Source organism: Janthinobacterium sp. BJB446, assembly GCF_002735655.1.
Taxonomy (GTDB): Bacteria; Pseudomonadota; Gammaproteobacteria; order Burkholderiales; family Burkholderiaceae_D; genus Janthinobacterium; species Janthinobacterium lividum.
Genome location: NZ_PDZK01000005.1, coordinates 188,498 through 214,258, shown reverse-complemented (window position 1 = coordinate 214,258; position 25,761 = coordinate 188,498). Strand labels below are relative to the sequence as shown.

The window sequence follows — 25,761 nt, the reverse complement described above, 5'->3', positions numbered from 1 at the left end:
TATGGCCATCGGCATGATGGCGCGGTGCAACCCGGTGAAGTCAGGCGAAGCGTTTGCCTTCGAGGGGGAAGCCCTTGATGAATTCGGCCGCGGGCAGGCGCTTGCCGCCCGGTTTTTGCAGTTCCGTCAGGCGCAGCGAGCCATTGCCGCAGGCCACGACGATGCCGTGCTGGGCGTCGGCTGCCAGCACCTGGCCGGGCGCTTCCTTGCTATCCGCTTCAAGCACGTCGGCGGCCCAGATCTTGATGGTGGTGCCATCGACCTGGCCGCAGGCGCCGGGAAACGGATTGAAGGCGCGGATCTTCAGGCCCAGTTCCAGTGCCGGCAGGCTGAAATCGAGCGCCGCTTCTTCCTTGGCGATCTTTGCCGCGTAGGTGACGCCCGCTTCCGGCTGCGGCACGGCTTCCAGCGGCTGCTGCTGCATCTTGCGCAGGGTTTCGACGATCATCTTGCCGCCCAGGGTGGCCAGCTTGTCGTGCAGGGTGGCGGTGGAATCGCCCGCTTCGATGGGCGTGCGCTCGATGGCCAGCATCGGGCCCGTATCGAGGCCTTCTTCCATCTGCATGATGGTCACGCCCGTTTCATCGTCGCCGGCTTCGATGGCGCGGTGGATGGGCGCCGCGCCGCGCCAGCGCGGCAGCAAGGAACCGTGGATATTGATGCAGGGTTTGATGTCGAGCGTGCTGCGCGGCAAGATCAAGCCGTAGGCCGCCACCACCATCACGTCGTAGTCGGTGGCCAGCAGGCGCGCGTGGGCTGCCTTGGCTTCGGCGGCGCGCTGCGGGTCCTTGCTGTCCATGCGCAGCGACAAGGGCTGCAGCACCTCGATGCCATGCTGCTGCGCATATTGCTTGACAGCCGAGGCGTGCAATTGCATGCCGCGTCCGGCAGGGCGGTCGGGCTGGGTCAGCACCAGCGGAATCTCGAATCCCGCTTCGTGCAAGTCTTTCAGGGCCGTGGCGGCAAATTCAGGCGTGCCTGCGAAGATCACTTTCATATGGTTCCTTGACGTGAGGTGTACAGGCCCGCGCAAAAATGCGCCAGGCTGGCGTGGTGTGACGACTTCTGTTGCGGCTTAGTCTATCAGCAGTGGCTTAGAAGCGGCGGTTCTGAGCGCGCAGGCTCGCTTCGCGCTCGAGACCACGGATTTCCTTGATCATCTTGGTCTTGATGCGGTTGCGCTTGAGCGGCGACAGGTATTCGACGAATACCTTGCCCAGCAAGTGATCCATCTCATGCTGGATGCAGACGGCCAGCAAGCCATCGGCTTCCAGTTCGAACTGCTTGCCGTGGCGGTCCAGGGCGCGCACCTTGATGCGGGCCGGGCGCTCGACGCCATCGTAGACGCCAGGCACGGACAGGCAGCCTTCATCGTAGACCTGCTTTTCTTCGCTGGCCCAGGTGATTTCCGGGTTGATGAACACTTGCAGCTGGTTTTTCTCTTCGGTGATGTCGATCACCATCATCTGGATATGCTCGTCCACTTGCGACGCGGCCAGGCCGACGCCCGGGGCGTCGTACATGGTTTCGGCCATGTCGTCGATCAGGGTTTGCAGGCGCGCGTCAAATTCGGTGACGGGCTTGGCGATCGTGTGCAGGCGAGGATCGGGGTAACGCAGGATATTTAATATGGACATACAGATTCGACTGGTTAAGGTGGGCGCCGGTGCGCCGGATTATTCATGCCTGGGCCATGCGAACGATGGCAGGGCTATTTTATTTGAGTACGCTACGGTTGGGCGCGTATGGCACAACGGCGCTGCAGATGCGTTTGCCAGTGCGCTATTCGTCTGCTGCAAAGGGAAATTTTATCACAGACGCCCATGCTCCTGTGGATGACGGGCCGTTTTGCCCGGCCATCGCACGCATTGTTGCGCGCGTCGGTATCGCGTGCGCGCCATGGCGCCTAGCATGGGATGGCACAGTACACAGCGAGGTTGTCATGCATGCAATTGCCACGACGGCAGACGCGGCCACGGAACTGGCGGGCTGGCTGCGCCTGCAGCATCTGCCAGGCGTGGGGCCGGTGGCGGCGCGTGCCTTGCTGGTCAGCTTCGGCTTGCCGCCGGCCATCTTCAGCGCGTCATTCGAGGCCTTGCGCGAAGTGGTGCCGGCCAGCGTGGCGCGCGCCATCGTGCAGCCGCCCAGGCCGGTGGCCAACAGCCAGCTCGAGCTTACTCTGCAGTGGCTGCAAGGCCCCGGCAATGCCGTGCTGACCCTGGCCGATGCCGCGTATCCGCCCCTGCTGCTGGAAATCGCCGATCCGCCGCTCTTGTTATATGTACGGGGGCGGGTGGAACTGCTGTCGCGTCCCGGCGTGGCCATCATCGGCAGCCGCAATGCCAGCGCGCAAGGCATGCAGAATGCGGCCGCCTTTGCGCAAGCCCTCAGCACGGCAGGCCTGACCATCATTTCCGGGCTGGCGCTGGGCATCGATACGCACGCGCACGAGGGCGGCTTGCGCGGCGCGGGGGCAACCGTCGCCGTGATCGGCACGGGCGCCGATCTGGTGTATCCGCGACGTAACCTTGATCTGGCGCAAAGAATTGCCGAACAGGGTTGCATCGTCAGCGAGTATGCACTGGGGCTGCCCGCCATGCCCGGTAACTTTCCGCGCCGCAACCGCCTGATCAGCGGCCTGGCGCGCGGCGTGCTGGTGGTCGAGGCGGCTGCGCAATCGGGCTCCCTGATCACCGCGCGCCTGGCCGGCGAGCAGGGACGCGATGTGTATGCCTTGCCCGGTTCCATCCATGCCACCCTGGCCAAGGGTTGCCATGCGCTCATCAAGCAGGGCGCCAAGCTGGTCGAGTCAGCCGATGACGTGCTGCAAGAGCTGCAGTGGCTGGGCGGCATCCCCGGCGCGCCGGCCGTGGTGGAAGACGAACCGCCGCTGCTGGCCGCGCTGGGCCATGATCCCCTCGATGCCGATACCCTGGCCGCGCGCAGCGGTCTGGCCATGGGCGCGCTGATGGGCGAACTGCTGGCGCTGGAGCTGGCGGGCCGGGTGGAGCGCTTGCCAGGAGGACTGTTTCAACGCTGTAAATGACAGCTTGTCACTTGTGTGGCGGCCTTGCCGCACGGCGGCGCTTTGTCGGCGCGCACCCTTGTGTCGCAGCGAACTTAGCTGATAGAGTAGAGCCATGTTCGATATCCTGGTGTACCTCTACGAGACTTACTATCGCCCCGATGCCTGCCCCGAGCCGGCAGTCCTGGCGCGCAAACTGTCGGCCGTCGGTTTCGACGACGTGGAGATTTCCGAAGCGCTTGTCTGGCTGACGGATTTGAATGCCATGGCTGGCGTCGAGCAAACCCTGACGGCCACTTCCACGGGCACGCGCTTCTATGTACAGCAGGAAAGCGACGTGCTGGGCACGGCCGCCATCGGCTTCATCCAGTTCCTGGAAAGCGCCAAGGTACTCTCGCCGCTGCAGCGCGAAATCGTCATCGAACGGGCGCTGGCGCTCGACGAGGCACCCGTGTCGCTGGGCAAGCTGAAAGTCATCGTGCTGATGCTGCTGTGGAGCCAGGGCAAGGAACCGGATGCCCTGATGTTCGACGACTTGTTCGTCGACGATGAAGACCTCCCGCCGCGCTTATTGCACTAATATATAGCCGTATTCTTCGCTGTCTGCCCGACCCTGGCGCCGCTGCCGCGCCATCCCCTTTACCATGTGTTGCACCAGCGCGCCCGCCAGCCTGTTGTGTTTGCGCTTGCGCATTCTTGCTTGCAGATAACTTGCCGAATTCTTCAATAGGCGCTTATCATTGGCCGCTTGACAAGACCACAAGTCACACGGCCTTGCGCAGACAAAAGCGTCGGCGCCTGGCAATGCACTGTATGATGCGCATGCTGAAACTATCCTAGAGCATTTTTCGAGACTAAAAAATATGACAAAAACCCTCATCATCGCCGAGAAGCCTTCTGTCGCGAACGATATCGCGAAGACGCTTGGCGGCTTTACCAAGCACGATGAGTACTTTGAATCGGATGAATACGTCCTGTCGTCGGCGGTCGGCCACTTGCTGGAGATCGCCGTACCGGAAGAATTCGACGTGAAGCGCGGCAAATGGAGTTTCGCGCACTTGCCGATGATTCCACCGTATTTCGCGCTGAACCCGATCGCCAAGACGGAAGCGCGCCTCAAAGTATTAAACAAGCTGATCAAACGCAAAGACGTCACCACCCTCATCAACGCATGCGATGCGGGGCGCGAAGGCGAGCTGATTTTCCGCCTGATCGCGCAGAACGCGAAAGCCAAGCAACCGGTCAAGCGCCTGTGGCTGCAGTCGATGACGCCGGGCGCCATCCGCGACGGTTTTTCGCACCTGCGCAGCGACGAAGAAATGCTGCCGCTGGCCGATGCGGCCCGCTGCCGTTCGGAAGCCGATTGGTTGATCGGTATCAATGGCACGCGTGCCATGACGGCGTTTAATTCGAAAGAAGGCGGCTTTTACCTGACCACCGTGGGCCGCGTGCAGACGCCGACCCTTTCGATCGTGGTCGAACGCGAAGATAAAATTAAAAAATTCGTGCCGCGCGACTTCTGGGAAGTGCGCGCTGAATTCGTCTGCGCGGCCGGTATCTATGAAGGCCGCTGGCTCGACACGAAGTTCAAGAAGGACGAGAACGATCCCGAGAAGCGCGCCGAGCGCCTGTGGAGCAAGACGGCTGCCGATTCGATCGCCACCGCCTGCCGCGGCCGCCAAGGCATCGTCACGGAAGAGTCGAAGCCGACCACTTCGATGGCGCCGGGCCTGTTCGACCTGACCAGCCTGCAGCGCGAAGCGAACTCGCGTTTCGGCTTCTCCGCCAAGAACACCCTGGGCCTGGCCCAGGCGCTGTATGAAAAGCACAAGGTATTGACGTATCCGCGTACCGATTCGCGCCACCTGCCGGAAGACTACATGCCGACCGTGCTGCAGGCGCTGGAAACGGTCAAGGACAACAGCAACTACCACCAGTTCGCCAAGCAGATCATCGACAAGGGCTGGGTCAAGCCGAACAAGCGCATCTTCGACAATACCAAGATCTCGGATCACTTCGCGATCATCCCGACGACGATCGCGCCAAAGAACTTGTCCGAGCCGGAACAGAAGCTGTACGACCTGGTCACGCGCCGTTTCATGGCCGTGTTCTTCCCGCCTGCGGAATTCCAAGTCACCACGCGCTACACGGAAGTGTCCGGCCATCAGTTCAAGACTGAAGGCAAGGTCATGACCAATCCGGGCTGGCTGGCCATCTACGGCAAGGAAGCATCGACGGACGCGGACAAGGAAAGCAATGGCAACGGCAACCTGGTGCCGGTCGCCAAGGGCGAGAAAGTGCAGACGGAAAGCGTCAACGCCAACGGCCTGGTCACCAAGCCGCCTGCGCGCTTCACGGAGGCAACGTTGCTGTCGGCCATGGAAGGCGCCGGCAAGCTGATCGACGACGACGAGCTGCGCGATGCGATGGCCGGCAAGGGCCTCGGCACGCCAGCGACGCGCGCGGCCACCATCGAGGGCTTGCTGACGGAACGCTATCTGATCCGCGAAGGCCGCGAACTGATTCCGACGGCCAAGGCGTCGCAGCTGATGACCTTGCTCAAGGGCCTGGGCGTCAACGAATTGACGGCGCCGGAGCTGACGGGCGAGTGGGAATACAAGCTGTCGCAGATGGAAAAAGGCAAGATTTCGCGCGAAGAATTCATGCGCGAAATCGCGCAGATGACGCAAATCATCGTCAAGCGCGCCAAGGAATACGATAACGACACGATCCCCGGCGACTACGCGACCTTGGAAACGCCGTGCCCGAATTGCAGCGGCGTGGTAAAGGAAAACTACCGTCGTTTCGCCTGCACCAAGTGCGAATTCTCGATGAGCAAGACGCCGGGTTCGCGCCAGTTCGAAATCGCCGAAGTGGAGCAATTGCTGAAGGACCGCACCATCGGCCCGCTGCAAGGCTTCCGCTCGAAGATGGGCCGTCCGTTCGCCGCCATCCTGCGCATCGTGCGCGATGAAGAGATCAAGAATTTCAAGCTGGAATTCGATTTCGGCCAGAACGACGAGAGCGAAGATGGCGAAGGCGTCGATTTCACGGGCCAGACGCCTGTGGGACCGTGCCCCAAGTGCAATGCCGGCGTGTACGAAATGGGCCTGGCCTATGTGTGCGAACACAGCGTAGCCAAGCCGAAGACGTGCGATTTCCGCAGCGGCCGCATCATCTTGCAGCAGGAAATCTTGCCGGAACAAATGGCAAAACTGCTCAACGATGGCAAGACGGACTTGCTGCCGGGCTTTGTTTCGCAGCGTACCCGCCGTCCGTTCAAGGCCTTCCTCGTGCGCGGCAAGGATGGCAAGGTGAGCTTCGAGTTTGAAGAGCGCAAGGCCAAGCCGGGCGCGAAGACCAAGGCGGCAGCGACCGAGGCCGAAGGCGAAGAAGGCGCGGCGCCAGCGAAGAAGACGGCCGTCAAGAAAGCGGCAGCCGTCAAAAAGGCGCCGGCCAAGAAAGCCACGGCCGTGAAAAAGCCGGCCGCCAAGAAGGCGCCGGCGAAGAAGGCGGCAGCGGCGGAGTAATCCGGCGCCAGCCAAAAAAAAAGCCAGGGATGTCCCTGGCTTTTTTTACGTCCCGAGGATAGCTAAGAGCCTGTCCCAGTAGATGAATACATCCCCCGCTGGCGCGCCTCAGAAGCGGGGACTGCGTTGCTCGTCGTCGCGTGGCTCGCCACGCGTCCTCCTCACGCCTTGTCCGCGCTCCTGATGTGCTGCCAGCAGAAGACGCTCCCTACTGGGAGAGGCTCTTAGTCCAGATAGTCGGAATACTCGCGCTGCGCGTAATTCTGCAAATTCGCCCACGGCTGCGCCTTGCTGACGGTCGGCTGCAGCTTGACGTCGACCCGGCGATAGAAGGTATTTGCGCGGTCGCCGCTTTCGATGATCAGCGGAATCTGCTTTTGTTCATCCCACAGGATGCGCTGGAACACGCCATTTTTTTCCACTTCGCGCCAGCGCGCGCCCGTCACGTTCGATGCCTGTTTCGACAGCGGCATGGCGGCCACTAGTTTCGGGTCCAGCAGATAGAAACTGTTTTCCCAGGAGCCGTCGAAATTGACGTTTTCGTATTCCGCTTTCGGGATCGCCACCACCACCTTGTCATGCGCATCGATGTATTCCACGCGCACGGTGTTCTTTTCCAGCATCACGTGGCGCGGTATCAGCACGGGATTGAAGTGCTTGTGTTCATGCTGCGTGGCCTTCAGCGCCACTTTGGTGTTGTCTCCGTGCTTGTGGCCTGCATGCGCGTCCGTTGACGGCGCCAGCACGCGCTCGACCCACACGTGGCCGGGGCGGCGCAGCATCTTTTCTTCGTAACGGCTCTCGCGCGTCACGCCTTCCGGCGTCAGGACGCGGCTGTAATAGGTAATGCCCAGGTCCAGGTCGGCAGGAGCGGACGGCGTGGCAGGAGCGGCTTGCGCGCTGGCGGCAAAGCCGGCGGCGAGGAGGACGGCGATCAGGGACGATTTCATGGTGTTGCCTTTACGTGCAGAGGGGCGGAGGGCATACGCCATCCGCCCCGGTGGGGTTGCCGTGTTGATGTGGATCAGAAGCCGAAGGCGGCCTTCAGCAAGTCAAACACCTTGGTATTGTCCAGGGTGCCCTTGAAGGTCTTGGAGCCGGCGCCCGTGGCCAGCAGCTTGACGTCGCCGCCGCCGTGGGTTTCGCTGGCCAGGCGCACGCCTGTTTCCTGCAGGTAGTTGTCTTTCAGGGCCGTGGCGCTGTCGACATTGCTGCGCAGGGCAGGGCGGTTCGGGCCGTTGCCGAACACCAGGGTGGTGTAGGTATTGCCATCGGCATCCTTGCTCGGCTGGTTATCCTTGTAGCCGCGGTTGATGTCGAGGATATGGTTGCCGCGCTTGCCGTAACCGTTGAAGGCCAGGGTATGGTCATGGTCGGCCGTGACGACGATCAGGGTATTTTCCAGTTTCGGATCGGTTTCCCGGATCTTGCCGATGGCTGCCTTGATGGCGTCGTCGAAGGCGATGGTGTCCGTCAGCGCGCGCTTGGCGTTGATGCCGTGCAAGGCGTGGTCGATGCGGCCACCTTCGACCATCAGGAAGTAGCCGTTCGCATTTTTCGACAGCAAGTCGATGGCTTTCAGCGTCATTTCCGACAGGCTAGGCTGGGTCGCGCCTTCGCCCAGCGGTGGCGTTGCCGTGCGGTCCAGTTCATATTCCAGGTGGCTGCGGGTGCTGTACAGGCCGATGAATTTCTTGCCGCTCGGCGCTGCCGCCATTTCCGCTTTCGTCGCGGCCACGGTGTAGCCCTTGGCGGCAAATTCCGTCAACAGGTTGCGGCCATCGGCGCGGCCATACTTGTTGCTTGCCGACCAAGGCGTAAAGTGGTTGCGGCCGCCACCCATCAGCACGTCGACGCCATCGCCCAGGGCCGCGTTGTAGCCCGCGCCGCCTGGCGCCGTTTGCGCGGCGATCGCGTATTGCGCATTGCGGTTGCAGATGTGCGAGAAGGTCGTCGCCGGCGTGGCGTGCGTCAGTTCCGTGGTGGTGATGGCGCCCACGGCCTTGCCCTTGGCTTTTGCCAGTTCCAGGATGGTCGGCGCGCTCTTGCCGCCGGCCGGGCAATTGTCCACACCCAGATTGCCGTTGGCATCGCGGCTGGGTTCCTTGGCGATCGTGTCCTGCGCCATCGAGATGACTTCATTGTTCATCTTGACGCCGGTCATGTAGGCGGCCATCGATGGCGCGCTGTCCGTCGTTTGCGCATCGTTCGAGAACGTCTTGATGCGCGCCGTGCGTTCCAGCGTGTCCATCGTCAGGCTGCCATCTTCCTTGTACTGGTAGATGCGCGCCGCCGTCACGACGGACGGGCCCATGCCGTCGCCGAGGAAGAAGATGACGTTCTTGGCGTCGGCGGCGTAGGCGCTGGCAACGCTGGCGGCCACGAGCGTGGTCAGCAAGGAGAGTTTCAGGGCCGATTTCAGTACGGCGGGTGTCGATGCAAGTTTCATGTGCTTGTCCAATTCTTGTCTCTTGGGGATTACAGACCGCCGGCGGTCTTGACCAGGCCGAATACTTTGGTGTTGTCGATGGTGCCGAGGAAGGTTTCCGAACCCTTGCCGATGGCGCCCAGGAAGACGTCGGTGCCGCCGTGGGTTTCATTGCCCGCCGTGGTGCGGATCACCGCTTCCTGGTGGTAAGTATTGGCGCTGGTGACGGTTTCATCGAGGCTGGCCATGGCGGCGCGGCTCGACTGGGTGCGGTTTTCGCCATTGCCGAAGCCGATGATCGAATACGGTGCGCCGTCGAGGTCTTTCTCGACCGCGCCGGTCACGTAGTTCTTCACCACGCCCAGCACGCCAGGGTTGCCGGCAGCCGTCTTGCCCGTGCGCTTGGCGTAGCCGTTCAGCACCAGGGTGTGGTCATGGTCGGCCGTGACGACGATCAGGGTATTGGCCAGGGTCGGGTCGGTGAGCTTGGCTTTGTCGATGGCCGCCTTGATGGCGTTATCGAATGCGACGGTATCTTGCAGCGCTTTCTTGGCCGTGGTTTCGTGCAGCGCATGGTCGATGCGGCCGCCTTCGACCATCAGGAAATAACCCTTCTTGTTCTTGGCCAATACGTCCATGGCCTTGGTGGTCATTTCCGCCAGGCTAGGCTCTTTGGCTGCATCGCGGTCCAGATCGTAGCTCATGTGGCTGGACGTGAACACGCCGAACAGCCGCTCCGTCTTGGCCGCATCGACGGCCTTGAAGTCGGCGCCCGTGTTAGCGACCGTGTAGCTCTTCGCTTTCAGTTCGGCGAGCAGGTCGCGTCCGTCGGAACGCTTGCCGCCATCCTTGAACGGCTTGAAGAATTGCGCGCCGCCACCGAGGACCACGTCCAGGCCGGCAGTGCCCAGCGCGCTGTTGTAGCCCGTGCCGCCAGGCACCAGGGCCGCGGCGATATCGTTTTCCAGGTCGCGGTGGCAGATGTGCGAATAGGTCGCCGCCGGCGTGGCGTGCGTCACGCGCGCCGTGCTGACGACGCCGGCGGCAAAGCCCTTGGCCTTGGCCAGTTCCAGCAGGGTGGTAGCGGGCGTGCCGTTGCCGGTGCCGCATTTGTTGACCAGCTTGTTGCCGTTCGCATCCGTGCCCGGATCGATGGCGACCGTGTTGGCCGACATCGAGATGACTTCATTGTTCATCTTGACGCCCGTCATGTAGGCGGCCATCGATGGCGCGCTGTCCGTCACTTGCGCATCGTTCGAGAACGTCTTGACGAAGGCCGTTTCCGGCAGGGTGTCCATGGTCAGCGCACCCTCTTCGCCCACCGAATAGATGCGCGCGGCCGTCATGGTGGTCAGGCCCATGCCGTCGCCGAGGAAGAAGATGACGTTTTTCGGCGGTGCTTCAGCCACTACCTCTTCTTTTTTGGCGTCGCTGCCGCAGGCGGCCAGCATCAGGGTGATGGCGACGCTGCAGCCAGCGACGGAAATTTTTCTGCGTGTCATGTGGTTCATCCGGCTAGGTTTGAAAGAGCTAGCAAGATAACAATCCAATGTGACGCCCTCATGACGCTGTGACACATTTGGCCACGCCGGTGCGCGTCCGCCTGGCGTGTTGTTTTAGCGCACGTCCTCGGTGGAAAAGTACACCGTGCCGCGCAAGCGGGCCGTTGTTCCCAGCTGCGCGCGCAAGGCCGCTTGCAAGCTGGCGGCCGGGGTTTCCTGCACGCCCCGCTTGGCTGCCACGATGTCGCCATGCGGCGCCTGCGCAGGGCTGGTCCAGGCGACGATATGTTCGAAATCGGGGCGGCTGTCGATGCGCTTGACGAGGAAGCGCTGCGTGCCGTCGCCCACCTGCAGATAGCGTGCGCTGGCGTGCGCGGCGGGTGCCGGCGACAACTGGCGCATCAGCAGGACGCGCTCGACGATGATGGCGGCAGCGCCGTAGCCGGGTTCGGCTTTTCCAGCCTTCTCGAAGTGCCCGCGCACCACCGTCGCGCGGAACTGGCGCAGCGGCAGCGGCGCGGCGGGCAGCAAGCGCGCCAGCTCGAAATGTTCCGGTTCGAGGGTCCACAGCGCCGTACGGCCATCGAGCTGCTGGCGCAGCCGCGCATCGAGGGCGGCGTCGGCCAGCCGTAGTTGCAGCACCACCTGGTAATCGTGCGGCGCATGGAACATCGGCAGGTGCGAGGCATACAGCCCTTGCTTGCCGCCAAACAGCACCATGCCGTGCAGGCCCCAGGTCGGGGGCGCGGCGTGGGCGAGGCTGGACAGCATCAGGAGCAGGGCGGGAAGGAAGAAACGTAGCATGTGAGGACGTGATGAGTTTTAATACCAGGATGATAGGGGCGGTATCATGGACGGTACAGCAACCATTTTTCACCTTTTGTGTCCCATTTGGAAATCATCATGCACATGAGCCTTGCCGACCTGCGCGTGTTTTGCAGCGCCGCGCGCCAGCCGACCCTGGGCGCGGCGGCGCTGGAATTGCACCTGACGCCATCGGCCGTGTCGAAAGCCTTGCGCCGCCTGGAGGGGGACATGGGCGCACCCCTGTTTGACCGGAGCGGCAAGCAATTGCTGCTCAACGACAGCGGCCGTTTGCTGCTCGAGCGTGCGCGCACCTTGCTGGCGCTGGCCGAACAGGCGCGCCTGGACGTGATGGGCGAACGGGGCGCCATCGATGGCCGCATCGCCGGCCCTGCCTTGCTGCTGTGGCGCCACGCGGAGACCCTGGCGGCGGCGCTGGACGCCTATCCGCAGGCCAGCGTGCGTTTGCAACCGGCTTTCGAGGATGCGGCGCTGGCGGCCCTGGCGCGCGGCGATTGCCATGCGGCACTGGTGACGCAGGACGCCATCGCCCAGCGCGGCGCCGACTGGCCTGTCACCTGGCACAGCACGGCGCTGGGCAGCATGCGCATGCTGCTGGCGGCCGGGCGCGGCCATGTGCTGGCGCGCGGCGTGCCGGCAGCCTGCGCATCCGTGCGCTGCGCCATGCAGGACGTCTTGCCGCACGCGTTTGCCAGCCCTGCCCACTCCCTGCTGTGCGGCGAGGAGCGGGGCCGCCATGCCGATGGCTGGCGCGGGGTGGCAGGGCGCACCATCCGCTACTGGAGCGACGACGTGCAGCTGCTGCTGGGCTATGTGCAGTCCGGCCGGGCGCTGGCCTACCTGCCCGACTTCGCCGTGCGCGCGCACGATTTGCTGCAGGTCGAGTTGGCCGGCAGTGTCGATTGCAGCGAACAGGTGCTGCTCGTGTGGGATGGCGCGCTGGCGGGGCAATGGCTGCATGCGTTGGCGCGGCAGCTGTCTATTCATCCGAAATAAGCAACAAACTATTGCGCTTTAATGGGTTTTTCTGCCGGATTGAGCAACGTAAGATGCATGCATCCCAATCATTTTGTGAAGGCACAGCATGTTCTCCAAATCCATCAGCAGCGTTCTTGTTTCCACCCTGTTTGCCGCCGGCGCCGCGTCGGCCGCTGCCAGCGCTCCCTTGACCCTGGAAGTCTTCAATCCGGGCGAAGCGGCGATCTTCCCTGTCGCTTCCGTGCTGGTTGCGGGCAAGCATGACGCCGTGCTGATCGATGCGCAATTCTCGCGCGCCGAAGCGCAAAAGCTGGTGGAGAAGATACACGCCAGCGGCAAGAAACTGACGACCGTGTATATCAGCCACAGCGATCCCGATTTTTACTTTGGCCTCGACGTGATCAAGGCCGCTTTCCCGCAGGCGAAAATCGTTGCCACGCCGGAAACAGTCGCGGAAATCCGCCGCAAGGCCGACGCCAAGGTCGGCTACTGGGGGCCTATCCTGAAAGACAATGCGCCGAAAAGCATCGTCATTCCCGAAGCGTTGCAAGGCAAGCGCATCAGCCTGGAAGGCCAGTCGCTGGATATCGCCGGCCCGACGCCAGCGCGCACCTATGTGTGGATTCCATCGATCAAGGCCGTCGTCGGCGGCGTGGTACTGTTTGGCAACTTGCACGTGTGGACGGCCGATACGCAAAGCCTGCAATCGCGCCAGGACTGGCTCAAGACACTGGACGGCATCGCCGCCCTGAAACCCGTCACCGTCGTGCCCGGTCACTTCAAGGTGGGTTCGCCCCTGACGCCGGACAGCATCAGTTTTACGCGCGACTATCTGGTGACGTTTGAAGCGGAAACGGCCAAAGCCGCCAATTCGGCCGCCCTGATCGAAGCGATGAAAATGCGCTATCCGAAGTTGGGCCTCGATGGCGCCCTGGAAACCAGCGCCAAGGTGGCCAAGGGCGAAATGAAATGGTAAGCGGCAACAAGGAGCCAAGCATGCCCACACTGCACTACATTTTCGACCCCCTGTGCGGCTGGTGCTACGGTGCCGCGCCGCTGGTCGAGGCGGCGCGCGCCGTGCCCGGACTGACGCTGGCGTTTCACGGCGGCGGCATGATGACGGGCAGTAATCGCCGCCAGATCACGTCCGCCTGGCGCGGCTATGTGCTGCCGCATGACCGGCGCATCGAGCAATTGTCGGGCCAGCCCTTCGGCGACGCCTACGTCAACGGCTTGCTGAACGACACGACGGCCATGCTGGATTCCGAACCGCCGATCACGGCCATCCTGGCGGCCGAATCGCTGGCCGGCAAGGGCCTGGACATGCTGCAGCGCGTGCAACGCGCTCACTACGTGGACGGCTTGCGCATCGCCGACCTGCCCGTGCTGGTGACCTTGGCGCAAGAGCTGGGCATCGATGGGACGGCATTCCAGGCCGCGTATGCGCAACAGGCGGGCGCTGCCACGCAACGGCATATCGATGCCAGCCGCGCCTTGCTGGCGCAGATGGGCGGGCAGGGCTTTCCCACGTTCGTGCTCGACGATGGCAGCGGCACGCTGTCCGTGATCGATATCGGCGGCTTCCTGGGGCAGCCCGCGAAGTTGCAGGCGCAACTGGGTGGCGTGTGCGATGCGCAAGGGTGCGCATTGTAAATAGCTATCGATTCGATAAAATCAATTAACTTTTCCTTTGTTGTTGACCTCGTTACACTGCTTCCATTAGTCAACAACGAAGGAAAAGCAGCATGAGCCAACAGCCGCCATTCAGTACCGCCTCGGGCATCCCCGTCGCCGACAACCAGAATTCCATCAGCGCCGGTCCCCGTGGCCCGCTGCTGCTGCAAGACTTCCACCTGATCGAAAAACTCCAGCATTTCAACCGCGAGCGCATCCCCGAGCGCGTCGTCCACGCAAAAGGTTCGGGCGCCTACGGCACCTTTACCGTCACGCACGACATTTCGCGTTACACCAAGGCCAAGCTGTTCAGTGAAGTGGGCAAGCAGACGGCAACCTTTGCGCGCTTTTCCACCGTCGGAGGCGAACGCGGCAGTGCAGACACGGAACGCGACCCGCGCGGCTTCGCCGTGCGCTTCTATACGGAAGAGGGCAACTGGGATTTGGTTGGCAACAACACGCCCATGTTCTTCATCAAGGATCCGATCAAGTTCCCCGATTTCGTCCACACGCAAAAGCGCGATCCGCAAAGCAACCTGAAATCGGCCGAGATGATGTTCGATTTCTGGAGCCATGCGCCGGAAAGCCTGCACCAGGTCACCATGCTGTTCTCGGACCGCGGCACGCCGGACGGCTACCGCCACATGGATGGCTTCGGCAGCCACACGTATAGCCTGATCAATGCCGACGGCCAGCGCGTGTATGTGAAATGGCACTTCAAGACGCGCCAGGGCATCAGGAATCTGCCTGCCGCGGAAGCGGGCCGCCTGGCCGGCGCCGACCCCGATTACGCCCAGCGCGACCTGTTCGGCGCCATCGAACGCGGTGACTTCCCCCAGTGGGAAGTCAAGCTGCAGGTGGCCACGCAGGAGCAGCTCGATGCATGGGAGCAGCGCACGGGCTGGAACCCGTTCGACCTGACGAAAGTATGGCCGCATGCGGACTTCCCGCTGCTGCCGGTAGGCATCTTCGAGTTGAACCGCAACCCGGACAATTACCACGCGGAAGTCGAGCAGGCGGCCTTTTCGCCGGCCAACGCCGTGCCGGGCATGGGCTATTCGCCGGACAAGATGCTGCAAGGCCGGCTGTTCGCCTACCACGACGCCCAGCTGTACCGGGTCGGCACGAACCACCAGCATCTGCCCGTGAATGCGGCCCGCTGCCCCTTCCATAACCAGCAGCGCGACGGCGGCATGGCGATCCACAATGGCGGCGCGGCGCGCAACTATGCGAACGTGGCGGCGGCGGGCACGCAACCGCAAGGCCTGGGCCATGGCGAGGGGGCGCTGGCGCTCGATGGCGGCGCGGCGCGCTACGATGGCCGCGGCGTGGAAGACGACTTTACGCAGGCCGGCAATCTGTTCCGTTTGATGTCGGCACAGGCCAAGCAGAACCTGTTCGATAACCTGGCCGGTCCCTTGAGCCAGGTGCGGCCGGAAACCTTGCAGCGTCAGCTGGGGCACTTCGACCGGGCCGATGCCGCCTACGGCGCCGGCGTGCGCGCCGCCCTGCAGGCGCGTGGCGTGACCCTGTAAGCGTGTATTGCAGGCGGAACAAGCTGGTTCCGCCTGTTGTTGATCCAGCACAAATTAGAGATGAATACCAAATATTGCCGTATGGACATATTTGCCGCCCATGCGTAGACTTGTCGGTCTGATGATCGCGCCGTCTTCCTGGCGGCGCCCTGACTAGAAAGTCTTGCAATATGAATATGGCGAAGCTGTCGGTGCATGGGGATGACCCCACGCTCAAATCCATCCTTGAAGTCTTGCCCACCGATCCGGAACGGCAATGGCGCAAGGGCGAGGCGAAGGGCGCGGGCCGCGTGCATCTCGATTCCGGCTTCGAGGTGCTGATCGCGCAGGCATCCAAATCGCAAGTGTTGCCCTCGCGCATACGCAGCTACCTGGCCGAATGCCGCTCGCGCGGCGTCAGCTTCAGCATGCCGCGCGTCGTGGCCGAACTGCAACTGGAGTTGAATGGCGACGATACGCTCGATGCGCCGCTCGACCTCTCGCTGGCCGACATGCAGCACCTGACGGAAATGGGCATCAGCCTGAGCCTGGTAACGCGTTCCGCCGCAGCCTGATGAGCGCCTGACACTTAAAAAATGGCCACCTGTTCAGGGTGGCCATTTTTTGTCATGCTTCGGCGATGTCGACGGTGACCATATTGTCGTCCGGCTTGCGGTCGATCAGCTTGTTGTCGGGATCGATGCCCGCCTTGTCGGGGCGGCTGCCGACGATGACGGTATAGCTCGCTTCGCGCTTCGTCATGCGCAGGCGTTCGCGCAGCAGCGGATGGCCATTCGCGTCGTCGACGCCGATCTCGATCCAGTCGTGCAGGGGCGCGTCATGTTCCTCGCCCTGTTCGCCGGCCGTCAATTTGCTCGCCTGCACCTTGATGGTGACGGCGTACTTGCCGTCGCTGCGTTTCGTGGCCGTGGCCGACAGGGCGCGGTTGTCGAACAGCACGATTTTCTCGAACAGGTCGTCGATCAGGTAAGCCTGCTCGGGCGGCGCGACCTGGCGCAAGCCGGCAATCAGGGCTGTCACGCTCGCATACGGTGGGCCTTTCTGGCCATAGGTCTTGAGCAAGTCGCGCAGCACGCCGTTGACCTTGTCTTCGCCGATGATGTCTTGCAGCAAGTACATGGCCAGGCTACCCTTGTTGTAGTGGATATAGGCCTGGTTTTCATTCTCGGCCAGCGGCAATTCCTTCTTGCGCTCTTCGCTGCGCCCCATCAGGTATTGATTCAGGTCATAGCGCAGGAAGCGGCGCATCTTGGCCGGCCCCACGGTTTTCTTCATCACCATCAGGGCCGAATATTCGGCCAGGGTTTCGCTGAGCACGGTAGCGCCGCGCGTATTGCCGCCCACCAATTGATGCGCCCACCACTGATGCGCCACTTCATGCGCCGTGACGTAGAACGGATAATCGATGTCTTTCGGGTTCTTGTCATCCACCTTGGCGATGAAGCCCAGCCCTTCCGAGTACGGTATCGTGTTCGGGAACGATTGCGCAAACGTGGCGTAGCGGGGGAACTCGACGATGCGCAGGATCTTGTGCTGGTAAGGGCCGAAGTTTTTCGTGTAGTACTCGAGCGCTTCCTTGCTGCCGCGCACGAAGCGGTCCAGATTGTATTCATGGCCCGGGTGGTAATACACGTCGATGGCCACGTCTTGCCAGCGCTCGTGCCTGACGGCGTAGCGGGCTGACTGGAACGCGTAGAAATTCAGGATCGGCTGCTCCATCGTGTAGTGGAAGTAATGGCGGCCCTTGGCGATCCAGTCGTTGTCCAGCATGCCAGGCGCGATGGCCGTCTGGCCATCGACGGTGCTGACGGTGGCGTCGAAGTTGATGCGGTCGGCGTCGTTGCTGACGTAATTGTCGGCCAATCCCTTCGCATCGTCGCGCGGCAAGGCCCGTTCGCGCGCGGGCAAGCCGTGTTTCTTGCGGTCGCGCGGGTCCGTCAATTCCTGCTGCGCCTGGTAGCCGATGTGCGGCAGCACGGCATTCGTGAAGAAGGTGCCGTTGGCGACCACGGGCGTGTCCTGGCCCAGGCCGAAGATGCCGCGCGGCGCATAGCGGACGTCGAAATCGAGGCCCAGGGTGGCGCCCGGCGCCAGTGGCGCGGCCAGGCGGTAGCTGTAGAAGCCCAGCTTGCCATCATCGAGGCCGGGATGCACGCGCGCGTCAAAACGCAGGCGCATGGTGGAGGTCGGGTCTTGCTGCACAAAAATGTGGCTGATCGGCAGGCTGGTCTTGTTTTGCAGCACATAGCGGCCCGTGACGGCGAGGGTGCGCTGCGCCGGATAGATGGCCACGTCGAGTTTCACGTCGGTGATTCTCGGCTGCGGCGTGGCGGCAAACTTGCGGTACTGGCGCTCGACACTGGCGCGGTCCGCATCGCGGGCGAATTCGGACTTGTAATCGTTGGCCACGTGGAAGACGTAGAACAGCACCGTGCCGGTGCCGAGGAAGAGCAGGGCGCCGCCGGCAAAGCTGGCCAGTACGCCGTGCGTCAGGCCATGGCGCGCCAGGCGCAGACGGATGCGCCAGCTATCCTGCGCGCCGCGGGGCCAGAACAGCAGGGACAGCACCGTCAGCATGACGGCCGCACCGCTCCAATACAGCAAGTACCAGCGCTCGCGCAACAGATAGTGGCCGGCGCCGTTCATGGCCGAATACACGAGGTCTGGTGTGTTGCCATACAGCAGCAGCGGGTCGCCCAGGCCCAGCGAGGAAAAGCTGATGCTGGCGATGTGGTACAGGATCATGGCGAAATACGCCAGGTACTTGTGGTTGATCAATACCTGCAAAAAGATGGCCAGCACGGCGATCAGCGCGTAGGACGGCAAGTGCGACAGGAACAGCGATTCCAGGTACAGGCCGGGGTCGAGGCGGTAATAGCCCTTGAAGACCTGAATCGACATGCCGCACAGCATGATGACCAGGCTCAGCAGTGCTTGCAGGCCGACCAGCGCAAACAGTTTCGACAGCAGGGGCAGCCAGTTCGGCACGGGCAGGGCGTCGAGCATCTGATACGTGCCCGCTTCCCGTTCGCGCCACACCAGCTCGCCCGCGTAGAAGGTGGTAATGATCAGCATGAACAGGGCGAACGAAGCGTTGACCATGTCCAGCACCTTTTCCGTCACCGGATAGGTATTCGTCCCGTAGATGGAGCCCATGTCCAGCGCGCCCGCATACATGGTCAGCACGCCGGCCAGCACGATGACGACAAAATAGATGTTCTTGATGGTTTCGCGCAAGTTCAGCCAGCTCATCTTGACGAGCAGGGCGGCCAGGCTGCGCTGCGCGAAGTCTGGTGTTTCCTGCGTGGACAGCGAAGCGTTTGACAGGCGCAGCGGGACGTCGCCCTCGCTGCGGCGCTTGCCGGCGCCCGCGTCCGTCGTGGCGTGGAACTGGAAGCGCCAGTAGCCGAGCAGCAATGCCACCAGGGCGAGGCCGGACCAGATGGCGCGGTTCAGCAGGTACACGCCTTCCAAGGTCACCAGGCGCGTGTTGCGCTCCGCGTTTGGCCAGTATTCCGTCAGGCGTATCAGCGCCGTCGTGCCGAAAGGATCGATCAGGGCGGCCAGGGTCTTGTAGTCGAGGTCGCGTGCCAGCGACGGGGCCACCAGGTAGCCGATCAGCATGACCACCGAGCTGATGTATACAGGCAGCATGCGCCGCGTCAGGGCCGCGATGACGAAGAAGATGGCGCCGAAGATGAACAGGTTGGGCAGCAGCGTAAACACATACGGCATCAGGTAGGCCAGCGCCCGTTGTGGCCCCAGCCGTTCCGGATCGATGCCGGGCAGCCAGGCGCCCAGCCAGGCACCGATGACGATGCTGGAAAACACCACGGCCAGCACCAGGTAGGCGCCGAGGAAGCGGCCGAAAACATACTGGTATTTCCTGATCGGCGCGCTGAAGAAGAAATGCTGCATGCCGTATTCGAAATCCTGCTGCACCGAGCGGCCCATCATGGCGGCCACCACCACGGCGCCGAAGCAGCCCAGCAGGCTGCACGTGAACGCCAGCGAGCGGGGCGCGTTGATCAGGAACTTGCCGCCGAAACTGATGCTCGCTTCCTTGAAGACGCCGCCGGCGGCAGCCATCCACAGCATGGCCAGCGCCAGAAACATGGCGAAATACACCCAGGTGGACAGCAGCTTGAGCCGCTGTCGCGCTTCAAAGCGGGCGATGGCAAGCATGGCCGTCCCCTCAGTCGCACTGCGGGGCGACGCGGTGGCGCCCGGCAATGGTGGCGAAATACAGGTCTTCCAGGTCGCCGATGGCTTCCTCGAAGCCGTCGCCCGGGTCGTCGTCGCTGTAGACGTGGATCAAGGTGCGGCCCGACAGCAAGCGCGTGGAAATGACGGCGTGACGCTGCTGGAAGCTGGCCAGCTCCTTCTTCTCGACGAAACGCGCCCAGATCTTGCAGCTGACTTCGTCGATCAGTTCCTGGGTCTTGCCGCACAGTAGCAAATGGCCCTTGTTGATGATGGCCATGTTGGCGCACAGGTCGGCCACGTCGGACACGATGTGAGTCGACAGGATCACCGTCTTGTCTTCGCCGATGTCGGACAGCAGATTATGGAAGCGCACCCGCTCCTGCGGGTCGAGGCCGGCCGTCGGCTCGTCGACGATGATCAGTTTCGGGTCGCCCAGCAGGGCTTGCGCGATGCCGAAGCGCTGGCGCATGCCGCCGGAAAAGCTGCCCAGGCGCTGGTGGCGCACGTCGAACAGATTGGTTTGCTGCAACAGGCCATCGACGACCTCGCGCCGGCGCGCCCGCTGCGACAAGCCTTTCAAGGTGGCGAAGTGATCGAGCAGTTCGTAGGCCGTCACTTTCGGGTACAGGCCGAAGTCTTGCGGCAGGTAGCCCAGCATGCGGCGGATCTCGTCCTTGTCGTCGAGCACGTCGTAGTCGCCGAAGAAGATGGAGCCGGAATCGCATTCCTGCAAGGTGGCCAGGGTGCGCATCAGGGTCGACTTGCCGGCGCCATTCGGGCCCAGCAAGCCAAACATCCCGGGCGGTATCGTCAGCGACACGTTATCCAGCGCCGCCACGCCATTCGCGTAGGTCTTCGACAATTTGCGAATCTGCAATTCCATACAACTCCTAACTCATGCGTTGCAGCCCGATGGTGCAGGGCTTCTCTATGCTGGCATTGTATTGAATTTAAGACGTACTGGGCAGTTACATGCGATACACGGCATTTTCGCGTGGCCAGAGTGCAGATGGGCGGGGTGGACGGCACCCCGCTTCACCCTGGCTGGCGTGTCTAGTTGCGGAACAATACGGATTCCCGGTTGAACCACCAGCGGCACAGCATCAGCAGGGCGCCCGCGATCACCGTGGTCGAGGCCAGGATCACGCCGAACATGCGGTAATCCATGGTGCCCTTGACCAGTTCCTTCATGGCCAGCGACACGTTGGTCAGCGGCACCATGGCCCACATCCAGTTCAGCTCGACGCCGGGCAGCATGGCCGCCACCGTGGGCAGGATGACGAACAGCATCAATGGCGTGATCATGCCGGCCGCTTCCTTGTAGCTTTTCGCGTAGATCGAGATCGACAGCAGCAGCGAGGCGAAGATGGCGGCTGTCGGCACCAGCATCAGGGTCACCATGGCCAGGTCGGGCAAGCCGATGCTGCGCACCATGACGGCCATGTTGCCTTCCAGCGAACTGCCGAAGATGGCCAGCAGGGCGCCCATGCTGCCCACCATCAGCACGGCCGAGGTCATGCCGACCGTAAACAGCACGAGGAACTTGGCCAGCACGATGGCGCTGCGCGGCACGGGCGCCAGCAGCAGGGTTTCCAGCGTGCCCCGCTCCTTTTCGCCGGCGCCCAGGTCGATGGCCGGGTACATGGCCGCCGTCAGGCACACCATCAGCAGCAGATAGGGCAGCATGCCGCCGACGATGGCGCCCATCTGCTCGCGTTCGTTGGCCGTCGATTGCTTGTCGAGCACGATAGGATTGAGGGCAAAGGCCAGCTGGGCAGGACTCAGGTTCAGGGCCGACAGCGTCCCTTCGCGCAGGCTGGCGTTATAGGTTTCGACGATCTCGCGCACCCGCTGCTGGGTCACGTCGACGGTGCTGGCGCTGTTGTAGTGCAGCACCACCTTGGCTTGTTGCTGTTGCTGCAGCGCCTCTTCGAACCGGGGCGGAATGACGACGGCAAACTTGATGGTGTCGTCGCCGATGGCGCGGCGGATATCGCCCTCGCTGGCCAGCGGCACTTCGCGCAGGTTGTGCTGCTGGGTAAAACGCGCGCTCAAGCCCGGCGAATGGTCCTTGCCGAACAGCGTGTAGCGCATTTCCGCCGTCTTGGCATTCTTGAACATATTGTTCGAGACATAGGCGAAGCCGCCAAAGATCAGCGGCATGGCAAAGATGGGGATGAGGATGGTGAAGATCAGCGTCTTGCGGTCGCGCGTGAGTTCCAGCAACTCTTTCAGATAAATGGTCCACATGGCTCAGGCTCCCTGGTTGATGACGCTGACAAAGGCGTCGTACAAGTCCGCGCTGCCGCCCAGGTGGCGCAGTTCGTTGACCGTGCCATTGAAGGCGGTGGTGCCGCGGTTGATGATGCAGACGCGGTCGCACAGCTTTTCCACCTCGTGCAGGTGGTGCGTGGAAAAGATCAGCGGCACGCGCAGCGCCTTGTAGCTGGCGATGAAGTCGAGCAGGATCTTGGCCGACATCACGTCCAGGCCCGTCGTCGGTTCGTCGAGGATCACCACCTGCGGCTCGTGCACGACGGTGCGGGCGATCGCGCACTTCTGTTTCATGCCTGTCGACAACTGATCGGCCCGCTTGCCGCCGTATTCCTCCATCTGCAGAAGTGCAAACAGTTCGTCGCAGCGGCGTTTCAGCTTGTCGGCCGGCATGCCATGCAGGCGGCCGAAATATTCCACGTTCTCGCGCGCCGTCAGGCGGCCGTACAGCCCCGTCGAGCCGGACAGGAAACCGATGCTCTGGCGCGCCACCAGCGGCTGGCGCAGCACATCGACGCCGTTGACGAGGGCGCTGCCCGCGTCCGCTTGCAAGGCCGTCGACAGCAGGCGCAGGGTGGTGGTCTTGCCGGCGCCATTCGGGCCCAGCAGGCCCAGTACTTCGCCGGGGGCGCAGCTGAAACTGACGTCGCGTACGGCGTGAAACCAGCCTTCATGTTCGCGCGGATCGCTGACGTGCACGCCCTTGCCCTTATGGGGCGGCAGGCGAAAACGTTTTGCCAGGTGCTTGACTTCAATCATGTGCTTCATCCATTCGACGGTGAAGAACGAGAGTAGCATGCAAAAAATGTAACTTGCAAGGTGGAAATATCGTTTGGTCTATTGAAAAAAACAGCATCTTCATGCAAGCTGGCCCGGTGGGCGCCGGCGGACGGCGCGGGAGAGCGCAATGCAAACGATCGATCAGGCGATGCAGGACAAGGTACTGGCCGTGGCGCGCGCCGGCATGACCAGTGCCGAAGCCATCGGTTTCTTCCGCGTCAGCCTGGGGCTGTACTACCTGGCCGGCCTGATGACGGAGGAAACCCTCGATTTCAAGCAGATCGACGCGAAGTACAACCGGTTTATCTACCACTCGATAGGTGGCGGGCACAGCATCGCCAGCGTGCTGCAATTCATGAGCGGCGAGAAAGTCTTGCGCGTGCTGCAATCGGAGCGTTTTCGCGCCGCGTTTGCCGAATACTGCCCGGACATCCCCGTCGACAGCATTTCTTTCCTGATTTCACTGAACCTGGGCGTGGCGAAAAGCCTGTCCGGCCTGGACGCCGTCGGCCCCGTGGTGGACTGGATCGAGCAGGAAAAAGCGCGCACAAGTCAATAAAGCCCCGTTCACCCTGCGCGCAGCGTGGGGACGGCTGGCCCTGATCGTCCTATAATCCATGTTTTCCCTTACATGAATAGCCACGATGACCGCGAACCGCCATTTTGACCCCCTGGATCGTTTGATTGTTGGCGCCGACAAAGCCCTGCGCGTCATGGCGGGCGTAGCCTCGGCCTCGCGCCCCACGCCGGCCGCGCATGCGCCCGATGCGGAGCTGAGCCCGGCCGAGCAGCGTCACAGTGCCGGCTTGATGCGCGTCAACCATGTGGGCGAAGTGTGCGCACAAGCCCTGTACAACTCGCAGGCGCGCTATGCGCACAGCCCGGCCATCCGCGCCCAGTTCGACGAAGCGGGACGCGAAGAGGAAGACCACCTGGCCTGGACGGCGCAGCGCCTGACGGAGCTGGGCTCGCGTCTGAGCCTGCTCAATCCCCTGTGGTATGCGGGTTCGTTTGCGCTGGGCACCATCGCCGCGCGCATGGGCGACGGCCGCAGCCTGGGTTTTGTGGTGGAAACGGAACGCCAGGTGGAAGCGCACCTGGCCAGTCACCTGGAAGAATTGCCGCCGCAGGACGCCAAGTCGCGCGCCATTGTGAAACAGATGGCCATCGACGAAGTGGAGCACGGCGCCGCCGCCCAGCGGCTGGGCGCCATCGATACCCCGGCGCCAGTGAAGGCGCTGATGGGCATCATGGGGAAGGTCATGACGAAGACGGCGTATTACTTGTAGGTCGGATTAGCGCGGCAATGCCGCGCGTAATCCGACATATTGTTGACGTTACTGGTGTTGTCGGATTACGCGCTGGCGCGCTAATCCGACCTACTCTTCGATAATCTCGAAGGAATGGGTAATCTCGGCCGTTTTCGCAAGCATGATCGACGCCGAGCAGTATTTGTCATGCGACAAGGCCACGGCCCGTTCCACGGCCGTCGGTTTCAGGGCCTTGCCCCGCACGGTGAAGTGGAAGTGGATCTTGGTAAATACTTTCGGGTCGGTGTCGGCGCGGTCGGCCTTCAGGGTCACTTCGCAGCCGCTGACGGCTTCGCGCCCGCGTTTCAGGATCAGCACCACGTCATAGGCGGTGCAGCCGCCCGTGCCCAGCAAGACCATTTCCATGGGGCGTGGCGCCAGGTTGTGGCCGCCGCCATCGGGCGCGCCATCCATGGTCACCAGGTGGCCGGAACCCGTTTCTGCCCGAAAACTCATGCCCGACGGGCCATTCCAGCTGACTTTGCATTCCATCGTACTCTCCGAAAATTGTAAGCGTTTTGTATTGTAATAGAGGAATGCCTGTCCATGTGCCGCCCGCCGGCCCGCAGCCGGCCTCGATTGCGGCTTGACGCGGCAAGGCAAAGCCGCTTATACTTGTCGGCTTTCCGTTCGCTCAGGAAAAGTAAATAAGGCAGAGTCCGCACGGCAGCATAGTCGGAACCACCATTTGAGCGTGTAATCTATTAGGAAGTCAACATGAAAACATTTTCCGCTAAAGGACATGAAGTCCAGCGCGATTGGTTCGTGGTTGACGCGACGGACAAAGTCCTCGGACGTGTTGCCAGCGAAGTGGCACTCCGACTGCGCGGCAAACACAAACCAGAATTTACTCCTCACGTCGATACCGGCGACTTCATCGTCGTCATCAACGCAGGCAAACTGCGTGTGACCGGTACCAAAGCTACTGAGAAAATTTACTACCGTCACTCTGGCTATCCAGGCGGCATCTACGAAACCAACTTCCAGAAAATGCAACAGCGTTTTCCAGGTCGCGCGCTTGAGAAAGCGGTCAAAGGCATGCTGCCTAAAGGCCCACTCGGCTACGCAATGATCAAGAAGCTGAAAGTGTACGCGGAAGGTTCCCATCCGCACGCTGCTCAGCAACCTAAAGCACTTGTTCTCTAAGGAACTGACATGATCGGTAATTACAATTATGGAACCGGCCGTCGCAAAAGTGCAGTGGCTCGGGTTTTTATCAAAGTTGGCACAGGCTTGATCGTTGTTAACGGCAAACCAGCAAACGAATACTTTTCGCGCGAAACGGGTCTGATGGTCATCCGTCAACCACTGGAACTGACCGGCAATGTCGAGCGTTTCGACATCAAAGTCAACGTCCATGGCGGCGGTGAGTCGGGCCAGGCTGGTGCAGTTCGTCACGGCATCACCCGCGCTCTGATCGACTACGATGCAGCGTTGAAACCGGAACTGGCCAAAGCCGGCTTCGTTACCCGCGATGCACGTGAAGTCGAGCGTAAAAAAGTTGGTCTGCGCAAAGCACGTCGCGCAAAGCAATTCTCGAAGCGTTAATTTCTACGCTACGGCACCTTCCGGGGTGCTGGTCGAAAAGCCGCTGGACTTCGGTCCCGCGGCTTTTTTGCATTTCAGCGGGATGCGCCGTTGCGCTGTAAAATACGCGAAAACCCGCAGGGGGAGCGTTTCCCCTCTTCTTTATG

Annotated in this window: 23 protein-coding genes; 12 read left to right on the top strand and 11 right to left on the bottom strand. The window is 62.2% G+C overall.

The window, feature by feature from the left end; translation table 11 throughout:
• Positions 1 to 40: 40 nt before the first annotated feature.
• The gene (fmt, locus tag CSQ92_RS25080; RefSeq protein ID WP_070278290.1) at positions 41 to 997 is read right to left on the bottom strand and encodes a methionyl-tRNA formyltransferase; all 957 of its coding nucleotides are present in this window, start codon (positions 995 to 997) and stop codon (positions 41 to 43) included.
• Between the two features lie 97 nt (positions 998 to 1,094).
• The gene (gene def / locus CSQ92_RS25075; protein ID WP_034784735.1) at positions 1,095 to 1,637 is read right to left on the bottom strand and encodes a peptide deformylase; all 543 of its coding nucleotides are present in this window, start codon (positions 1,635 to 1,637) and stop codon (positions 1,095 to 1,097) included.
• A 305-nt stretch (positions 1,638 to 1,942) separates the two neighbouring features.
• On the opposite strand from def, the gene dprA reads away from it, so the two are divergent.
• The 3 genes from dprA (at position 1,943) to CSQ92_RS25060 (ending at position 6,555) form a co-directional block, all read left to right on the top strand.
• Positions 1,943 to 3,046: a DNA-processing protein DprA gene (gene dprA, locus CSQ92_RS25070; RefSeq protein WP_034784737.1), complete on the top strand. Its 1,104-nt coding sequence runs from the start codon at positions 1,943 to 1,945 to the stop codon at positions 3,044 to 3,046.
• 94 nt (positions 3,047 to 3,140) lie between these two features.
• Positions 3,141 to 3,605 carry a DUF494 family protein gene (locus tag CSQ92_RS25065; protein WP_099395690.1) on the top strand — a complete coding sequence of 155 codons (465 nt, stop codon included), beginning with the start codon at positions 3,141 to 3,143 and terminating at the stop codon, positions 3,603 to 3,605.
• Positions 3,606 to 3,888: 283 nt separating this feature from the next.
• A complete protein-coding gene (locus CSQ92_RS25060; RefSeq protein ID WP_092612769.1) occupies positions 3,889 to 6,555 on the top strand; it encodes a DNA topoisomerase III in 2,667 nt (888 codons plus the stop codon).
• A gap of 224 nt (positions 6,556 to 6,779) precedes the next feature.
• Here the strand turns inward: CSQ92_RS25060 and CSQ92_RS25055 are convergent, their stop codons facing one another.
• From CSQ92_RS25055 to CSQ92_RS25040, 4 genes are all read right to left on the bottom strand, one after another.
• Entirely contained in the window at positions 6,780 to 7,505 is a 726-nt protein-coding gene (locus tag CSQ92_RS25055; RefSeq protein ID WP_099390060.1) for a hypothetical protein, read from the bottom strand.
• A 74-nt stretch (positions 7,506 to 7,579) separates the two neighbouring features.
• Positions 7,580 to 8,965: an alkaline phosphatase gene (locus tag CSQ92_RS25050; RefSeq protein ID WP_441326513.1), complete on the bottom strand. Its 1,386-nt coding sequence runs from the start codon at positions 8,963 to 8,965 to the stop codon at positions 7,580 to 7,582.
• Positions 8,966 to 9,033: 68 nt separating this feature from the next.
• Positions 9,034 to 10,485 carry an alkaline phosphatase gene (locus CSQ92_RS25045; protein ID WP_099395689.1) on the bottom strand — a complete coding sequence of 484 codons (1,452 nt, stop codon included), beginning with the start codon at positions 10,483 to 10,485 and terminating at the stop codon, positions 9,034 to 9,036.
• Between the two features lie 114 nt (positions 10,486 to 10,599).
• Complete coding sequence (locus CSQ92_RS25040; protein ID WP_257219347.1) at positions 10,600 to 11,289, bottom strand: hypothetical protein; 690 nt, start codon at positions 11,287 to 11,289, stop codon at positions 10,600 to 10,602.
• Positions 11,290 to 11,388: 99 nt separating this feature from the next.
• On the opposite strand from CSQ92_RS25040, the gene CSQ92_RS25035 reads away from it, so the two are divergent.
• The 5 genes from CSQ92_RS25035 to CSQ92_RS25015 all read left to right on the top strand — a co-directional run bounded on the left by CSQ92_RS25035 (position 11,389) and on the right by CSQ92_RS25015 (position 16,051).
• Complete coding sequence (locus CSQ92_RS25035) at positions 11,389 to 12,306, top strand: LysR family transcriptional regulator (protein WP_099395687.1); 918 nt, start codon at positions 11,389 to 11,391, stop codon at positions 12,304 to 12,306.
• Positions 12,307 to 12,394: 88 nt separating this feature from the next.
• A complete protein-coding gene (locus tag CSQ92_RS25030; protein ID WP_099395686.1) occupies positions 12,395 to 13,264 on the top strand; it encodes an MBL fold metallo-hydrolase in 870 nt (289 codons plus the stop codon).
• Positions 13,265 to 13,284: 20 nt separating this feature from the next.
• On the top strand, positions 13,285 to 13,941 hold the full coding sequence (locus CSQ92_RS25025; RefSeq protein WP_099395685.1) for a DsbA family protein: 657 nt from the start codon (positions 13,285 to 13,287) through the stop codon (positions 13,939 to 13,941).
• Between the two features lie 92 nt (positions 13,942 to 14,033).
• On the top strand, positions 14,034 to 15,497 hold the full coding sequence (locus CSQ92_RS25020) for a catalase (protein WP_099395684.1): 1,464 nt from the start codon (positions 14,034 to 14,036) through the stop codon (positions 15,495 to 15,497).
• A 170-nt stretch (positions 15,498 to 15,667) separates the two neighbouring features.
• Positions 15,668 to 16,051 carry a hypothetical protein gene (locus tag CSQ92_RS25015; RefSeq protein WP_099395683.1) on the top strand — a complete coding sequence of 128 codons (384 nt, stop codon included), beginning with the start codon at positions 15,668 to 15,670 and terminating at the stop codon, positions 16,049 to 16,051.
• Between the two features lie 52 nt (positions 16,052 to 16,103).
• On the opposite strand, the gene CSQ92_RS25010 is transcribed toward CSQ92_RS25015, so the two are convergent.
• From CSQ92_RS25010 to CSQ92_RS24995, 4 genes are all read right to left on the bottom strand, one after another.
• Positions 16,104 to 19,682 (bottom strand): ABC transporter permease/M1 family aminopeptidase, encoded by a 3,579-nt coding sequence (locus CSQ92_RS25010; RefSeq protein WP_099395727.1) that lies wholly within the window; start codon positions 19,680 to 19,682, stop codon positions 16,104 to 16,106.
• A 10-nt stretch (positions 19,683 to 19,692) separates the two neighbouring features.
• On the bottom strand, positions 19,693 to 20,586 hold the full coding sequence (locus tag CSQ92_RS25005) for an ABC transporter ATP-binding protein (protein ID WP_034784750.1): 894 nt from the start codon (positions 20,584 to 20,586) through the stop codon (positions 19,693 to 19,695).
• 170 nt (positions 20,587 to 20,756) lie between these two features.
• Entirely contained in the window at positions 20,757 to 21,953 is a 1,197-nt protein-coding gene (locus tag CSQ92_RS25000) for an ABC transporter permease (RefSeq protein ID WP_034784752.1), read from the bottom strand.
• Positions 21,954 to 21,956: 3 nt separating this feature from the next.
• Positions 21,957 to 22,736 (bottom strand): ABC transporter ATP-binding protein, encoded by a 780-nt coding sequence (locus CSQ92_RS24995; protein WP_070253857.1) that lies wholly within the window; start codon positions 22,734 to 22,736, stop codon positions 21,957 to 21,959.
• Between the two features lie 148 nt (positions 22,737 to 22,884).
• Between CSQ92_RS24995 and CSQ92_RS24990 the strand changes: the two genes are divergently transcribed.
• Positions 22,885 to 23,316, top strand: a complete 432-nt coding sequence (locus tag CSQ92_RS24990; protein ID WP_034784755.1) for a hypothetical protein — start codon at positions 22,885 to 22,887, stop codon at positions 23,314 to 23,316.
• An 85-nt stretch (positions 23,317 to 23,401) separates the two neighbouring features.
• The gene (coq7, locus tag CSQ92_RS24985; RefSeq protein WP_070253827.1) at positions 23,402 to 24,046 is read left to right on the top strand and encodes a 2-polyprenyl-3-methyl-6-methoxy-1,4-benzoquinone monooxygenase; all 645 of its coding nucleotides are present in this window, start codon (positions 23,402 to 23,404) and stop codon (positions 24,044 to 24,046) included.
• Between the two features lie 90 nt (positions 24,047 to 24,136).
• On the opposite strand, the gene CSQ92_RS24980 is transcribed toward coq7, so the two are convergent.
• Positions 24,137 to 24,559, bottom strand: coding sequence for an OsmC family protein (locus tag CSQ92_RS24980; RefSeq protein ID WP_034749235.1), 423 nt, complete (start codon positions 24,557 to 24,559; stop codon positions 24,137 to 24,139).
• Between the two features lie 225 nt (positions 24,560 to 24,784).
• Between CSQ92_RS24980 and rplM the strand changes: the two genes are divergently transcribed.
• The gene (gene rplM / locus CSQ92_RS24975) at positions 24,785 to 25,213 is read left to right on the top strand and encodes a 50S ribosomal protein L13 (protein WP_010393282.1); all 429 of its coding nucleotides are present in this window, start codon (positions 24,785 to 24,787) and stop codon (positions 25,211 to 25,213) included.
• 9 nt (positions 25,214 to 25,222) lie between these two features.
• Positions 25,223 to 25,615, top strand: a complete 393-nt coding sequence (gene rpsI / locus CSQ92_RS24970; RefSeq protein WP_010393285.1) for a 30S ribosomal protein S9 — start codon at positions 25,223 to 25,225, stop codon at positions 25,613 to 25,615.
• Positions 25,616 to 25,761: the final 146 nt, after the last annotated feature.